Annotated in this window: 13 protein-coding genes and 1 pseudogene; 9 read left to right on the top strand and 5 right to left on the bottom strand. The window is 64.1% G+C overall.

The window, feature by feature from the left end:
• The coding region (locus Q0R16_RS01215; protein WP_295630975.1) for a cytochrome c3 family protein at positions 1-1,503 on the top strand (1,503 nt) is incomplete at its 5' end.
• An 18-nt stretch (positions 1,504-1,521) separates the two neighbouring features.
• Positions 1,522-2,391, top strand: a complete 870-nt coding sequence (locus tag Q0R16_RS01210; RefSeq protein ID WP_295630973.1) for a phosphodiesterase — start codon at positions 1,522-1,524, stop codon at positions 2,389-2,391.
• Between the two features lie 128 nt (positions 2,392-2,519).
• Here the strand turns inward: Q0R16_RS01210 and rpoN are convergent, their stop codons facing one another.
• Both rpoN and lptB read right to left on the bottom strand, forming a co-directional pair.
• Complete coding sequence (gene rpoN / locus Q0R16_RS01205) at positions 2,520-4,073, bottom strand: RNA polymerase factor sigma-54 (RefSeq protein WP_295630971.1); 1,554 nt, start codon at positions 4,071-4,073, stop codon at positions 2,520-2,522.
• A gap of 23 nt (positions 4,074-4,096) precedes the next feature.
• The gene (lptB, locus tag Q0R16_RS01200; protein WP_295630969.1) at positions 4,097-4,912 is read right to left on the bottom strand and encodes an LPS export ABC transporter ATP-binding protein; all 816 of its coding nucleotides are present in this window, start codon (positions 4,910-4,912) and stop codon (positions 4,097-4,099) included.
• 299 nt (positions 4,913-5,211) lie between these two features.
• Between lptB and Q0R16_RS01195 the strand changes: the two genes are divergently transcribed.
• The 3 genes from Q0R16_RS01195 to Q0R16_RS01185 all read left to right on the top strand — a co-directional run bounded on the left by Q0R16_RS01195 (position 5,212) and on the right by Q0R16_RS01185 (position 8,586).
• Positions 5,212-5,517 (top strand): hypothetical protein, encoded by a 306-nt coding sequence (locus Q0R16_RS01195; RefSeq protein ID WP_295630966.1) that lies wholly within the window; start codon positions 5,212-5,214, stop codon positions 5,515-5,517.
• A gap of 190 nt (positions 5,518-5,707) precedes the next feature.
• The gene (locus Q0R16_RS01190) at positions 5,708-7,054 is read left to right on the top strand and encodes a TldD/PmbA family protein (protein WP_295630964.1); all 1,347 of its coding nucleotides are present in this window, start codon (positions 5,708-5,710) and stop codon (positions 7,052-7,054) included.
• 86 nt (positions 7,055-7,140) lie between these two features.
• Positions 7,141-8,586 (top strand): mechanosensitive ion channel family protein, encoded by a 1,446-nt coding sequence (locus Q0R16_RS01185; RefSeq protein WP_295630962.1) that lies wholly within the window; start codon positions 7,141-7,143, stop codon positions 8,584-8,586.
• A gap of 83 nt (positions 8,587-8,669) precedes the next feature.
• Here Q0R16_RS01185 and ppa read toward each other — a convergent pair whose 3' ends face one another.
• The 3 genes from ppa to Q0R16_RS01170 all read right to left on the bottom strand — a co-directional run bounded on the left by ppa (position 8,670) and on the right by Q0R16_RS01170 (position 11,971).
• Entirely contained in the window at positions 8,670-9,221 is a 552-nt protein-coding gene (gene ppa / locus Q0R16_RS01180) for an inorganic diphosphatase (RefSeq protein ID WP_295630960.1), read from the bottom strand.
• A 72-nt stretch (positions 9,222-9,293) separates the two neighbouring features.
• Positions 9,294-9,983 carry a DUF1345 domain-containing protein gene (locus Q0R16_RS01175; RefSeq protein ID WP_295630958.1) on the bottom strand — a complete coding sequence of 230 codons (690 nt, stop codon included), beginning with the start codon at positions 9,981-9,983 and terminating at the stop codon, positions 9,294-9,296.
• Positions 9,980-11,971 (bottom strand): peptidase M61, encoded by a 1,992-nt coding sequence (locus Q0R16_RS01170; protein WP_295630955.1) that lies wholly within the window; start codon positions 11,969-11,971, stop codon positions 9,980-9,982. The genes Q0R16_RS01175 and Q0R16_RS01170 overlap by 4 nt, the downstream gene beginning before the upstream one ends.
• An 89-nt stretch (positions 11,972-12,060) precedes the next feature.
• Between Q0R16_RS01170 and hisS the strand changes: the two genes are divergently transcribed.
• The 4 genes and pseudogenes from hisS to Q0R16_RS01150 form a co-directional block, all read left to right on the top strand.
• Positions 12,061-13,491, top strand: a complete 1,431-nt coding sequence (gene hisS / locus Q0R16_RS01165) for a histidine--tRNA ligase (protein WP_295630953.1) — start codon at positions 12,061-12,063, stop codon at positions 13,489-13,491.
• Positions 13,488-14,561, top strand: a complete 1,074-nt coding sequence (locus Q0R16_RS01160) for a peptide chain release factor 1 (RefSeq protein WP_295630951.1) — start codon at positions 13,488-13,490, stop codon at positions 14,559-14,561. The genes hisS and Q0R16_RS01160 overlap by 4 nt, the downstream gene beginning before the upstream one ends.
• 32 nt (positions 14,562-14,593) lie before the next feature.
• Positions 14,594-15,331, top strand: a complete 738-nt coding sequence (locus tag Q0R16_RS01155) for a class I SAM-dependent methyltransferase (protein WP_295630950.1) — start codon at positions 14,594-14,596, stop codon at positions 15,329-15,331.
• A 26-nt stretch (positions 15,332-15,357) separates the two neighbouring features.
• Positions 15,358-15,580: pseudogene (locus tag Q0R16_RS01150) on the top strand (nitronate monooxygenase); the annotation flags it as partial.

Genomic DNA, 15,580 nt, shown 5'->3' with positions numbered 1-15,580 from the left:
GGCCTGCTTCCCGGCAAGCGGTCTTCGGCGTGGGTATTCGCGATCGCGGTGCTGGTGGCGTTCCTGGCCTTCCCGGTGTGGAGCTACATGACTTACCAGCCGCTTTCGCTGCAAAAGGATGCGCGGCGCCCGGCCGGTATGCACGCGGATTCGGCGTGGGTTACCCGCCATCTCAGCGCGGGCCACAAGAACCTCGAGAACAATTGCCAGGCCTGTCACGTCAAGGCGTTCGAGGCGGTTCGCGACAACGCCTGCATGACCTGTCACAAGGACGATGCGCACCAGCATATCGCCGATCGACCGGGCATGCCCGCTGTCGAACGCCTCACGATGGCGCGCGGCGAACCGACTGGGTTTGCCGGGTTCCAGCGCGCCGTGGCGCATGCTTTCAACAAGCCCAGCGGCCGCTGTGTAGAATGTCACACGGAGCATACCGGCGCCGGTGCTATGCAGCCGACCCGGCAGCAATTCTGCGCCGATTGCCACGATGGGATGAAATCGCGCTTGCCGAACGCCCGCGTCGCCAATGCAGCCGATTTCGGAACGGGCCATCCCGAATTCCGCCCGCTTGTGATCGTCGATCCAACGGGTGAAAAGCCGTTGCTGCAACGCGTCGAATGGTCGCCAGCGCTGCGCGAGAACGACGGGCTGAAGTTCACGCACGCCCAGCACTTGTCGAAGGTCAACGCCGTCGCCCAGATGGTCGTCCGCCGTGGAGACCAGTTCAAGGGCGAACAGTCGCTGAAATGCGAAGATTGCCACAAGACCGATCCCAGCGGCACACGCTATGAAGCGGTCAAGATGGAAGATTCCTGCCAGACTTGCCACACGCTGAATTTCGACCAAATCGGCGGCACCTTCCGTTCGCTGCGCCACGGCAAGCCAGAAATGGTCGTTGCCGATATCCGCGCAGCCTATCGCGGGATGGGGCCGATGCAGCCGGCAAACCTCTCGGGCCTTGCGCGGCGGCTGCCGGGCGATGCTGCGCTGCAATCAACCGCCGCCGACTACGCGCGCGCTGTCCGGTTCTATCCAAGTCGGGCCGAACAAGCCGTTGCCCAAGTCTTCACCAAGGGTGGCATGTGTTACGACTGCCATATCGTGAACCCGGGCGGCACTGCGGCAACCGGCGGCTTCACCGTGCAGCGCGCGGCGCAGCACAATCGGTACTACAACAAGGGCTGGTATAGCCATAAGGACCACACCAAGACCGACTGCGTATTCTGCCACACCAAGGCCGAAACCTCGAACGATGCGGGCGATCTGCTCGTGCCGGGGATGGACGGCAAGGGCGGCTGCCGCAGTTGCCACGTCGGCGAAAACGGTGCCCATCTGGCCTCGGCCCAAATCAAGGACAAGGTCGATTCGACGTGCGCGATGTGCCACTCGTTCCACATGGCCGACGATGGTGCGCCTTGGCGCCCTGCCAACAAGCGCCACACCAAGATGACCGAAACTGCCGAGGCTGATCGGCCCCGGATCCCTGGCTCAAAGATGCGCTAGGGCGATACGGGCCATGCTATGCTGATCGCGCAGATCACCGATATCCACCTGGGGTTTGAGCCCGATGCCCCCGGTGAATTCAACCGCCAGCGCCTGGATCGTACACTGGCGAGTCTCTGCGCGATCGATCCGGCCCCGGCGATGTTGTTCATCACCGGCGATCTGATCGACCGCGGCGATCGCGACAGCTACGAGCGCTTGCGAGAGGCGTTGGCGGTGGTGCCGTTTCCTGTCCATCTCGTGCTCGGCAATCACGACCAGCGCGACAATTTCCGCAGCGTGTTTCCCCAGTATCGTTTCGTCGACGGCTTCCTGCAGTACGAGATCGACACGCCGGGACTGCGCATCCTGGTGCTCGACACGCTTGAAGAAGGGCGCCACGGAGGCGCCTTCTGCGCGGAGCGCGCCGCCTGGCTCAAGGCCCGGCTCAACGAACAGCCGACGCGCAAGACATTGATCGTGCTGCACCATCCGCCGGTTGAACTCGGCATTCCGTGGATGAACACCGATCCGGATGAACCGTGGGTCAGCCGGCTTGCCGATGCCCTGGGCAACAATGGCAATATCGTCAGCATGATCTGCGGTCACATCCACCGCGCGACCAGCACCGGCTGGCAAGGCACGGTGGTGTCGAGCTGCCCGTCGACCGCGCCGCAAGTTGCGCTCGAATTGCGCCCGATCGATCCCGACGCGCCCGATCACCGCGATCTGATCGTCGCCGATCCGCCCGGCTATGCCCTGCACTTCTGGAATGGCCGCGAGCTCGTGACTCACTGGGACACAGCCGAAGATCACGCAGTGCTGGCGCGCTATGATCACAACTTGCGGGGCATGATCCAGGACATGGTGTCCGAACGGCCGAACGGCTCGCACAAAAGCGCTGCCTGAACGGATTTTTGCAGTAAAAGTCGAGCGGGCACTTCGTCGAAAAAGCAATTTGGCGTTGTTTTCGGCCGTCCGCCACCAGTTCATGGTGAACCTTCGCTAACGCACTCGGGTCATACGGGTTTGGCGTATTACCTAGCCCCGGCTGCCTTGCGACCGAGCGATTTCTGGCGCCTGCGTTGCACTGAACTGCCGATGCCGATTGCCTCGCGATATTTCGCAACCGTGCGGCGGGCAAGGTCGAAGCCTTTGGCGCGCAACATATCGACCAGCGTATCGTCGGACAGGACCGCGCTCGCATCTTCGGCTTCGATCAACGATCGGATCGCGGCCTTGACCGCCTCGGCCGAGACTGCGCTTTCCCCGTCTGCCGATGAAACGCCCGAGGTGAAGAAGAATTTCAGCTCGAACGTACCGCGCTCGCAGTTGAGATATTTGTTCGACGTTACGCGGCTGACTGTCGATTCGTGCATCGCGATTGCCTCGGCCACGGTCCGCAGCGTCAGCGGTTTGAGGTGCGCCACACCTTGGCGAAAAAAGCCTTCCTGACGCTTCACGATCTCGCTCGCCACCTTGAGGATCGTGCGCTGCCGCTGGTCGAGCGCTTTGACCAGCCAGTTGGCATCGGTCAGCCGCTCGCTCAACCAGGCTCGGGCATCCTTGCCATCGCAGGCGCCGCGCACTTCGACATAGTAGCTGCGGTTCACGACAAGCCGGGGCAAAGTGGCAGGATTGAGCGCAATATCCCAGCCATCGCCGCCTTCTCGAACAAGGATATCGGGCACCACCGCCTCGGGCGTGCTGCCGCCGAAACGCAAACCGGGCTTCGGATCATAGCCCTTCAGTTCGGACAGCATGTCGGAAAGATCGTCATCGTCGACCTGGCATAGCCGCTTGAGCCGCGCGAATTCGCCGCGTGCCACAAGCTCGAGATTGGCGATCAACCGCTCCATGCAGGGATCGAAGCGATCGGCTTCGCGCGCCTGCAGTTCCAGGCACTCGGCGAGGCCGCGCGCGCCGACGCCGGTGGGATCGAGCCCCTGCACCAGCGCCAGAGCGCGGCCGGCTATCGCACTGTCTACCCCCAGCGCGTCTGCCGCCTCGTTCAGAGGAACGGTTAGATAGCCTGCCTCGTTGAGCTGGTCGATCAGCCAGCGCGCCACGAACAGCAGGCCAGCGTCGGATGTCGTGGCGCCGATCTGCGAATGGAGGTGCTCGGCCAACGATGCCGTGCCGCTGGCGCGATCTTCGATGGCCAGGCTCTCGCCCGCCCCCGCTGCGGCGGACCAGTCCGATCCCCACTCATCCCCCGGTTCGCGGTTGGCGCCGGTATCGATCGCTGCCGAAGCGCTGGCGCCGTCTCCGGTGTCCCGATCGCTGTCGATAGCGCTTGCGTCGATGTCGAGCGGCCGGTCGTCGGAGGCACGGCCCTCACCGATTAACTGGTCTACGGGCGAACTTTCGAGTGTCGTTCGGCGCAAATCGAGCAGCGGATCGCTATCGCCGCCGGTATCCGCCGTGCCGCGATCACCCAGTTCGAGCAACGGATTGGCATCGAGCGCATCACCGATAAACGCCTCGATTTCGAGATTGGATAGCGCAAGCAGTTTGATCGCCTGCTGCAATTGCGGCGTCATCACCAGCGATTGCGATTGCCGGATATCGAGGCGGGGGCCTAGCGCCATGGTCTAGGCCAGATTGTGACCGATCACAGCGTAAAGCCTTCGCCAAGGTAGAGCCGGCGCACGTTCGGGTCCGCCACCAGGTCTTCGGGGCTGCCCGCGAACAGGACCTGGCCGCCGTAGATGATGCAGGCCCGATCGACGATATCGAGTGTTTCACGTACATTGTGATCGGTGATCAGCACGCCGATGCCACGCCGCTTCAGATCGCGGACGAGCTCGCGGATATCGCTGATCGATAGCGGATCGATGCCGGCGAAGGGTTCATCGAGCAGCATGATCGAGGGTCGTGCGGCCAGCGCGCGCGCGATTTCGCAGCGCCGGCGTTCGCCGCCCGACAGCGCCATCGCGGGTGAGGCGCGCAACCGGGTCAGCCCGAATTCGTCGAGCAGCCGGTCCAGCTCGGCGACGCGGGTGGCCTTGTCGGGTTCGGCCAGTTCGAGCACGGTGGCGATGTTCTGTTCAACCGTCATGCCGCGAAAGATCGAGGTTTCCTGCGGCAGATAGCCCAGGCCCAGGATTGCGCGACGGTACATCGGCAGCCGGGTGATATCGACGCCATCGAGCAGGATGCGTCCCGAATCGGGGCGGACGAGGCCCATGATCGAGTAGAAACACGTGGTCTTGCCCGCGCCATTGGGGCCGAGCAGGCCAAGAACTTCACCCTTGCCGACCGAAAGCGAGATGTCGCTCAACACTGCGCGCTTGTCATAGCTCTTGGCGATCGACACCACTTCGAGCCCGCCTTGCGGGATCGGCGGTGACGCATCACGGTTTTCTGCGGGGCTGGCGGCGCGATCGGCGTGCGCAGCGTCCGCAGTCGTCTGAAGCGGGGAATTCATAACCTGATCGACTGCATTGCTTCGGGGCGTGTGGCGCTCCCCATAGCCGGGACCGGGGGGCGGCGGAAGGGCGCTCGGTGTCGGACTGGCAGGATTTGTGCATGGCGGGCGGCAAACCGAGGAATAATCTTGTGCCTGTGGCGCAGTCGTGTTTTACAATGCGCCGGGACAGGAAAAGAAAGGCCACCACAATGGTCGATATCGCACGCAGAAATTCGGGATTTCCGCCAGTTTCTGGGCAGGCATCGTTGCAGAAGCCGCGCGCGGAAGCGCGTCGTGCCGTGAATTGGCGCAAGGCGATGAGCGACAACATCGCTTACGCCCTGCTGGTCTATACCGCGCTGCAGATTTTCGTGACGATGCGTGCGATCGAAGGAACCAGCGGTTCCGCCATGCCGCTGCTCGCGCTGGTGGTCCTGGTCGCGGCGATTATCCCGCTCTGCCGGAAGTTCGAACGCCGCTGGGAAGCGATGGATGACGATGCGGTCAGCGATCCGGCCTTGCGTGGAACATTCCGCCGCGACCAGGCCATGTTGTGGACGCTGGCGATCGGCCTGCCGTTCTTGCTGACCGGACTGTTCAAGGCCTTTGCCGCGCTGGTTTGATCGTGGCTCCCGCTCCGGACTGATTCCATGTCCTGATTTTATACGATATTTCTTGCGGGCGCGCGCCATTGCCGCCGCCCATCTTGCGTCGTAGAGCGCACGGACCGCAACACCCTTGGAAGTGCCCTGCAATCGCGGTGCAACGCAAGGGCACCGCGCTCCGAACCCATTGCGCAAAGGCCTCGTCCGCATGCTCTCCGTCGACCAGGCTGAAAACCGTTGCCACGCCCTGATCGAACGCGCGATGCGTGCCGGTGGCGATGCGGGCGACGCGGTCTATCTCGCCAACGCCTCCGAATCGGTACAAGTCAGGCTGGGCAAGCTGGAGGATGTCGAGCGCTCTGAATCCGAGCATATCGGCTTGCGCGTGTTCGTTGGACAAAGTTCAGCTTCGATCGGCACATCGGACTTTGCCGACGCTGCTCTCGATGAACTGGCCCAACGCGCCGTAGCGATGGCGCGGGCCGCACCGCCCGATCAATATGCCGGTCTTGCCCCCGAGTCGCGGCTGTTGCGCGGTTCGTTTCCGTCACTCGACCTTGACGATGCGCAGGACCCACGGCCCGAAGACCTGCGCCGTTCCGCCGAGGAAGCCGAAGATGCAGCACGCGCTGTAGCAGGGGTCACCAACAGCGAAGGCGGCGGCGCCAGTTCGGGGCGGGGCATGGTCGCGCTGGCGACCAGCCACGGATTTTCGGGCGGCTATTCGGTCAGCAATCATTCGATTTCGGCCAGCGTGCTGGCGGGCGAAGGCAGCCAGATGCAGCGCGATTACTGCTGGCGTTCGGCCCGCTACGCTGCCGATCTGCTTGATCCGGCAGAAATCGGTCGCCGCGCGGGTGAACGCGCGGTGGCGCGAATGAATCCTGGCCGGGTGCGCAGCGGGCCGATGCCGGTGGTGTTCGATCCGCGTGTCGGCGGTTCGCTGGTGGGGCACTTGCTCGGCGCGATCTCGGGATCGGCGATCGCCCGCCGCGCCAGCTTCCTGCTCGATCGCGATGGCGCGCAACTGTTCGATTCGGGTGTGACCATCACCGACGACCCGCTGCGTCTGCGCGGTTTGCGGTCGCGTCCGTTCGATGGTGAAGGTTTGCCCACCGGCCCGCGCAAGCTGGTCGATGCCGGCCGCCTGACCGGCTGGCTGATGGATTCGGCAGCCGCGCGGCAGCTTGGCGCCGAGCCAACCGGACACGCCGCGCGTGGCGGTTCGGGTGCGCCGGGGGTGAGTTCGAGCAACGTCGTGCTCGAACCGGGCACTGTCAGCCGCGATGCGCTGATCGCCGACATTGCCGAAGGCGTTTACGTGACCGAACTGATCGGGCAGGGCGTCAACGGCGTAACCGGCGATTACAGCCGCGGCGCCGCGGGTTTCCGCATCGTAAACGGCGAATTGGCCGGCGCGATTGCCGAATTCACTGTGGCGGGCAATCTGATCGCAATGTTTGCGGCATTGATTCCCGCCAACGATCTCGAAATCCATCGCGGGATCGACGTTCCGACGCTGCGGATCGACGCGCTGACCGTGGCCGGCGATTGAACGCGGACTTCGCGTTGCGGGCACCGCTTTCGGCGATTTGTTCGACTGTTCGGGAACCTGGCCGGCTGCGCGGTGTTTTAGCCGCCATGCCTTCCCGCCATCTCTCGACCTCGGCACGGCTTGTGCGTCTTGCCGGGTTGTCGCTGGCGTTGCTCACGCTGTTCCAGCCGTTGGCGGCCTTGGCGCAAGTCAATACGGCCGCGCTCGCCAAGGCGATTGCGCCCGCCGCGCCGGCAAGCAGCGCGGCCGCCGATGCAACCCCGATCGCTACCGATGCAGGCGCGGCGCAGGACGTGCAGATCGAGACGCGATTGCGCGCGATCTATGCCGCGCTTCCCGATCTGGCGGCGGTCCAGGTTTCGGTATCGTCGGGTGTGGTCACGTTGAATGGCACGGTGCGCAATGCCGCCGCGATCGATCAGGCCGCCGCGATCGCAGGGCGGCTGGCAGGCGTGGTGATCGTGCGCAACCAGCTTCAGCGCAGCCTGGCGGTCGACAACAATCTCGATCCGGCGCTGCAGGGCATCACCGGCAAGCTGCGCGGCTTCGTCCAGATGCTGCCTTTGATTGCGGTGGCGCTGCTGGTGGCGTTTCTCGTCGGTGCCATCGGCTCCGTGCTCGCCCGGCGGCGCACATTCTGGGGCCACGTAGCGCCCAACCCGTTCGTGGCCGAGTTGATGGGCAGCGCAGTGCGCGTGGTGTTCGTCGCCGGCGGCATCGTGCTTGGATTGCAGATCGTGGGCGCCACCGCGTTGCTCGGCGCGGTATTGGGTGGCGCTGGCGTGATCGGGCTGGCGCTGGGCCTTGCTGTCAAGGACACGGTCGACAACTATGTATCATCGCTGATGCTGTCGATACGCCAGCCGTTCCGGGCCAACGATCACGTCAGGATCGACAGCTATGAAGGCCGCGTGGTGCGGCTGACCACGCGCGCCACGGTGCTGATGATGCTGGATGGCAACCACCTGCGCGTGCCCAACAGCACGGTGTACAAGGCGGTGATCATCAACTTTACCACCAATCCGCAGCGCCGGTTCACCTTCGATTACACGATTGACCACGGTTTCGATCCGTGCGCCGCGCGCACCGTGGCGATGAAGGCGATGACCGGACTAGACTTCATCCTGCTCAAACCCGAACCCAAGGCCGAAATTGCCGAGATGCCCGGCTCAAACCAGGTGCTGCGGTTCTTTGCCTGGATCGACCAGACGCAGACGGATTTCGGCAAGGCGCGCACCCGCGCGATCGAGGCGGTTCGCAATGCCTTGCGTGAAGCCGGCGCGATCATGCCCGATGCAAGTTACCTGGTTCACCTTGACGATGTGCGCCGCGATCCGTCAGCCGTAACGCTGGTGCCCGAACGTACCGTCATTCGCGAAACGCGAACCCCGCGCGAAAAAGCGGCAGGCGAGACTGCAGCCGAGCAGGACGTCGCGCCCGAACGCCACGTCGAGGATCTGGTCGAGGAAGAACGATCGGGTGATGCCGAAAGCGGGCGCGATCTGCTCGATTCGGGCAGGCCCACCGAATAGCGCGGGCGCAGCGGCCAGCCTTGCAGCGGCCGGTCTTGGCGACCGGCCGCGTCAACAATACCAGATTTTCAAATAGCCGATTTTCAGGCCGGCTTGTTGGCGGCCTTGTCGGCCTGGTAGCGATCGATGGCTTCGAGCACGATCCGGCGCGCTTCGTCGGCATCGCCCCACTCACCGATCCGCACCCACTTCTCGGACTCCAGGTCCTTGTAATGCTTGAAGAAGTGCTCGATCTGTTGAAGCACGATCGAGGGAAGATCCTTCTGTTCGCCGATGTCCGAATAGTAGGGGAAGGTGGTGTCAACGGGTACGCAGATCAGCTTTTCATCGCCGCCGGCTTCATCTTCCAGCTTCAACACGCCGATCGGCCGCGCGCGCACCACGCAGCCGGGCACGAACGGGCTGCGCGAGACGACCAAAGCGTCGAGCGGATCGCCATCTGGCGAAAGCGTGTGGGGCACGAAGCCGTAATTGGCGGGATAGCGCATCGGCGTGTGCAGGATGCGATCGACGAACAGCGCGCCCGACTTCTTGTCGAACTCGTACTTCACCGGTTCGCCACCTACGGGCACTTCGATGATGACGTTCAGGCTCTCGGGCGGGTTGTCGCCGACGGGGATCATTTCAATGTTCATGGCGTTGGCCCGTAGCATTGCACAATGCTGCGGCGCAACATCATTTACCAGTCACAAACATGCCTTCAACCTTCAACTTCCAGCAGTCACGTTGATGGTGAAGGCCAGCACCACAAGGTTGTAGAAAAACGCCACCGCCGAATGGATCACCGCGATGCGGCGGATGTCGCCGCGCTCGATCTCTACGTCCGAAGTGGCGAAGGCCATGCCCATCGTCAGCGAGAAGTAGATGAAATCCCAGTAATCGGGGCAGTGATCGCAATCATCATCGCCCTGCTTCGGGGTCGGGAAGCGCAAACCGCCGATGTCGGCGCTGTCGCGATAATACATGTGTGCGTAATGCAGCATCCACACCAGGTTGGAAAACAGCCACGCCAGCAGCAGGCTCAGCAATACCAGCACCAGCGAGATGATGTGCATCAGCCCCTGCTCCTTGCGCGCATCGGGCAGTTCCACCGTAACCGCGGTGACGATCACCAGCATCACCGCGCTGGTAATCGACAGCACAGCCAGCCGGCGTGTGTCGTTGGCCTGTGCGTGCGCGATCATCGTTTCGGGCGTATGATCGCGCAGCAGGCCGACCAGCGAACCGATGAACACCAGCGCGGCAATATCGAACCCGCCAAGCAGCGCCTGGCTCCAGCGCGGGGTCAGCGTCATCAGCACCGCGCTGGCGATCGGCAGGACTGCCAGGAACAGCATAAACCGCGGCGGAAAGAACCACTGCTGCGGCGCTGTCGTACCGGGTTCCGGCGCGGTCATTTTGCGGGTTTGGCGGTGGTGCGAGGGCTCAGCAATTGGTCGAGCCCGGCGGGAGATTTGTCATTGGCCGTGCGTTCGAGCCACGGATAGCGCAAGCCGCCGTGGTAATCGACATCGAGGGTCAGGAACCGGTCGCCACGCTGGACCAGCAGCACGATCGGCGCGCCCGAAAGCTTTGGGGTGCCCTTGGCGGCGGTGATCGCGGCGCGCAGCGTGTCCTCGTCGTAGGCCACGCCATTGACGGCCACGATCTTTGCCCCGTTGACGATCCCGGCGTTGAAGGCGGGCCCGTTCCACAGCGTGGAGGCGACCTTGCCCTCCTTGTCGAGCGTGAGGCCGAGCGAATACGTCAGGCCCACCGTCTTGTTGCCGGCCATGCGGCCCTTGTCGAACGGATTGGGCGTGTCCTTCCACACCAGCCGATAGCCGCCGCGCTCGATCCCCGCGAGCGGGCTGGGCTGGCCCGCCTGGTACAGCCGCTGGCGCAGAAAGCCGGCCCAGTCGTACGGCGTGACGGCGTTGAGCGCAGCGGCAACGTCGTCGAAGGTATAAGTCAGCTCACCCCAATCGCCGTCCTTCACCCCGAAAAACCTGCGCGCGAAATCGTCGAGGCCTTTGGCGCCCTGGGTGCGCTCGCGGATCAACTGGTCTGCTTCGAGCCAGACCAGCGCGGCTTCGCTGTAATAGTCCTCGCTGCGGGTGAGCGAAGGATAAGGCAGCGCGCGGCGCATCGCGAACACCGGATCGCGCGTGGTGTCCTCGACCGGGCGCCAGGCGCGCCCGGGCTGGCCTTCGGAATATTGCGCGGCGGTTACGGCAAGGCTGCCCAGGATCGTTTCGGGGCGCTGCACACCCGATCGCGCCGCCAGCACCAGCCCCCAGAACTGCGTCTGGCCTTCGTAGACCCACAGCAGGTCGGTCTGCATCGGCTGACGGTAATCGGGCGTCCACAGGCCCGCCGGGCGCCGGAACTTGCCGTTCCAGCTATGGACCAGTTCGTGGCTGACGACGCTGTGCGCCCAATCGAGGTTGGCCCAGTCGGTGAACGACTTGGGTTCGTAGCTGTTTTCGCTCGACCGGTGATGTTCCAGCCCGATGCCGCCCATGCGGTCGGTCAACGCCAGCAGCGAATCGTAGTGATCGAAGTGGCGGCTGCCGAACAGCGAGACCGCTTCGTCGGCCAGCTTCTGGAACGATGCGAGGTTGGCCGGCGCGAGCGCCAGTTGTTCGGGCTTGTCGGCCACCACAGACAGATAGATCGAATGACCCAAGTCCCAGCGCCGGGCGTTGATCCCCGCGAACACCGGCGAATCGACCAGCGTAGCGTAGTCGACCGGGCTCCACGTGACACGCGCGCCCTCCACTTTTTGGCCATCGAGCGCGGTAAACGGCGTCCAGCCGGCGGGGAAGGAGACGGTGGGCGCGAACTTGATCTGCCGCACGTAATGCCCGGCGGGGTAGAGGCTCATCTTCTCCCATTGGAGGTTGAGCATTTCGCGCGTCATCGTCACGCGCCCTTCGGCGGGCATCAACGGCGAGGTGTGCACGAAGCGCGCTTCGACGGTGCGGGCGCCTTCGGGGAGATCGAGATGGAACGCGAAGGCGTCGACCGCGTCGCGGGTCCAGTTGATGGCTTTGCCGGCCACCGAGAAATGCAGGTCGCTGAGTAGCGAAATCGCGCCGGTGGGGCCGTGGTTGCCGGGCAGCCACTTGGGCAGCAGCAGCGTCAACTGGCGCGCACCCGCTTCCACAGGGATCGTTTCGGTCACGCGGTAGACTGCGCGGTTGACATCGCTGGCGTCGATCGCAAGCCCGATCGTGCCGGGGTAGGTCGTGTCGACCGCATCGGGCAGCACGGGTGGCAGCGGCACCGTCATCGGCATCGATTGCCCGACCGGCTGGGCCGATGCGGTGTGGGCCAGTGCCACACCGGCGGCAAGAGCGAGAATGCTGGCGGAACGCGCGACCACGCGGAGGCTTGTTGTCATCCGCCGGTCATGCCGCGCCAAAGTCTCGGCTGCAACCATCTGTCGGGGGATATTTCCATCCGGCCCCGAAATACGGTAGGCGCGCGCCCATGGCTATAGAGACCCCAAAAGCAATTCGCGGCACCCAAGACATTTTCGGCGCAGAGGCCGAGGCTTTCGCCCACGTGGTCGAGACGTTCGAGCGAGTGCGCAAGCTCTACCGCTTCCGCCGTGCGGAAATGCCGGTGTTTGAGAAGACCGCGGTGTTCAGCCGCTCGTTGGGCGAGACCACCGACGTCGTGTCGAAGGAGATGTATTCGTTCGACGATCGCGGCGGCGAATCGTTGACGCTGCGGCCTGAATTCACCGCTGGCCTGGCGCGCGCGTTCCTCACCAACGGCTGGCAGCAGCACGCGCCGCTGAAGGTGGCGACGCACGGCCCGTTGTTCCGCTACGAACGCCCGCAGAAGGGCCGTTACCGCCAGTTCCACCAGTTGGATGCCGAGATCATCGGCGCGGCCGAACCGCAGGCCGATGTCGAACTGCTGGTGATGGCCGACCAGTTGCTGCACGAACTGGGCATTTCGGACGGCGTGACGCTGATGCTCAACACGCTGGGCGACGCCCAGAGCCGCGAGGCCTGGCGCGCCGCGCTGGTCGAATACTTCCGCGCGCATGCCGGGTCGCTGAGCGAAGATTCGCAGGATCGGCTGGAGCGCAACCCCTTGCGCATCCTCGATTCGAAGGACCCGCGCGACAAGCCCTTCACCGCCGACGCGCCGAAAATCGACGATTTCCTGAGCGGCGAGGCGCAGGACTTCTTTGGCCAGGTTACGGCCGGTCTGAAGGCCGCTGGTGTGGACTATGTGCGGGCACCGGCGCTGGTGCGCGGACTGGATTACTACCGCCACACGGCGTTCGAATTCGTCACCGACCGGCTGGGTGCGCAAGGGACTGTGCTGGGCGGCGGGCGCTATGATGGGCTGATTGAGACGCTGGGTGGCGCCCACACGCCGGCCGTGGGTTGGGCGGCCGGGATCGAGCGGTTGGCGATGCTGGTGGCCGATGCTAGCATCGCACGTGAGCCTGAAGCACTAGTGATCCTGCCCGACGGTCCGAGCGCAATTCTGAAAGCGTCCGCCTTGGCGGCTTACATACGCAGACGAATTCCCCAACTCATCAAAAAAATTGACCGCGATCGTTGGAACCGCGATTTTGCGATCGACGATGCGTCGATCGACGGAACATTCGCAGACAACGATGAAATGTTCGGTTTTGCGGGCGGCGTCGAACTTTCGTTTAAGCACAACCAGCGGAAGCAATTTGATAAGGCCAAGCGTGACCGCGCGTCGGTCATTGTGACAGTGCGGGACGATGGCGACCCATCCTCTCGCACAATGCTGGTAAGCAGCCATCGCACTCAGAAAGATTTAGCGCTTGGGGCTCTAGGAATGCATTCGCTTTGGTCACTCATCGAGATTGAACTAGGCGAATCCGAATACTCTTTGGCCCGTGATACGCGCATCATCCTCCCAGAATGAGCATCTCCGACACCCGCCTCTCCCAGATCGCCTCGCGCTTCGCCGAGCTTGAGGCGCGGCTGTCTTCGGGCACGCTCGCGCCCGCCGAATTCGTCGCGATGAGCCGCGATTATGCCGAGCTTGAGCCCGTCGCGCGCGCAGCCTCCGCCGTCGTTTCCATGCGCGGCGAACTGGCCAGCCTCTCCGCGCTCGACGAAGCCGATCCCGAAATGCGCGCGATGGCCGAGGAGGAAATCGCCCGCCTCCGCACCGATCTGCCTGCCGCCGAACACGCGCTGGCCGTGACCATGCTGCCGCGGGATTCGGCCGATGCGCGGCCCGCCATGCTCGAAATCCGGGGCGGCACCGGGGGCGATGAGGCCGCGCTGTTCGCCGCCGATCTCTATCGCATGTACGAACGTTTCGCCGCCGATCAGGGCTGGCGGATCGAGGTGATCTCCTCGAACGTCAACGAATTGGGCGGGTTCAAGGAAGTGGTCGCCAACATCCAGGGCAATGGCGTGTTCGCGCGGCTCAAGTACGAAAGCGGGGTCCATCGCGTCCAGCGCGTGCCCGTCACCGAAAGCGGCGGGCGCATCCACACTTCGGCGGCGACGGTGGCGGTGCTGCCCGAACCCGACGAAGTCGACGTCGAGATCGGCGATGGCGATCTCAAGTACGATATCTACCGCGCGTCGGGCGCGGGCGGCCAGCACGTCAACACCACCGATTCCGCGGTGCGAATCACGCATATCCCCACCGGAATCATCGTCGCCAGCCAGCAGGACCGCAGCCAGCACAAAAACCGCGCGACCGCGATGGGCATGCTCAAGGCACGGATGTACGAGGCCGAACTGGCCACGCGCGAAGCGGTGGCGAGCGGCGAGTACCAGGCCAAGACCGAGATCGGCTGGGGCCACCAGATCCGCTCCTACGTGCTTCAGCCATACCAGCAAGTGAAGGACTTGCGCACCGGCTATGTTTCGACCAACCCGGGCGAGGTGCTCGATGGCGCGCTCGATCCATTCATGGCGGCTGCGCTGTCGCAGCGCGTGACCGGCGAAAAGGTCAGCGTTGAGGACGACGATTGATCGTGGCGCGGCTTTGCAATCTGGCGCTGTTGATGGCCGGATGCCTTGCCGTACTGGGCGGCTGCACTCAGCAGGCGAACGATTCGGATCGGCTGCCTGGCGCGCGCGAATTTCCACGCGCGGCACGCCCGGTTTCGCGCGTGGTCAGCGCGCAGTTCTCGACCGAGGCCGAGCGCGACAATCACAACGAAGCGCAGACGGTGATGGACCTGGCCGTAATCGGGCCGGGCAGCAGCGTGGCCGACATCGGCGCAGGCGAGGGTTATTATACCGTCCGGCTGGGTGCGCGAGTCGGCGCCAAGGGACGCGTCCTGGCGCAGGACATCGACGGCGAGGCGATGAAACGGTTGGCTCGGCGAGTCGAGCATGACCGGCTCGACAATGTCTCGATCATCCAGGGCGCGGCGGACGATCCACGGCTTCCGCCCAACAGCTTCGACCGGGTCATGCTGGTGCACATGTACCACGAAGTGACCGAGCCTTACGCGTTTTTGTGGCGGATGCGCGGGGCCCTGCGCGCAAATGGGCGGGCAAACGGGCGCGTGGTCGTGGTGGATCTCGACCGGCCGACCGACAGCCACGGCATCCCGCCCGCGCTGCTGTTCTGCGAATTCGAAAGCACGGGCTTTCGCCTGACGCAATTTATCCGTAAGCCCGAGATCATCGGGTATTACGCGGAATTCGAGGCGGCAGGCCAAAAGCCCGAGCCGTCCCAGATCAGACCGTGCCGCATTCAAGGTGGGCAGGTCGTGCGCGGCCAGAGCTCCTGATTAGCGGGCACATTGGCGAGGAAGTTATGTCACCATTCAACGGGCCAGCTTTCAAAGGCTTGAAGCCGATCCTTTACGGCGGACGCGAAGTCTGGCCACTGATCGAAGGCGGGAAGGGCGTGGCCGCGACCAACCACATGAGCTCGGGCGCCTGGGCGGCGGCGGGGGGGATCGGCACGGTCAGCGCGGTCAATGCCGATAGCTACGATGCCGAGGGCAGGATCGTGCCCCAGCTTTACGCGCAGCTCA

Origin of the sequence: Novosphingobium sp. (assembly GCF_025351285.1) — a bacterium.
In the GTDB taxonomy this organism is placed as follows: Bacteria; Pseudomonadota; Alphaproteobacteria; order Sphingomonadales; family Sphingomonadaceae; genus Novosphingobium.
The sequence above is the reverse complement of the archived record's forward strand: the minus strand, read 5'-3'. Positions and strand labels throughout refer to the sequence as shown.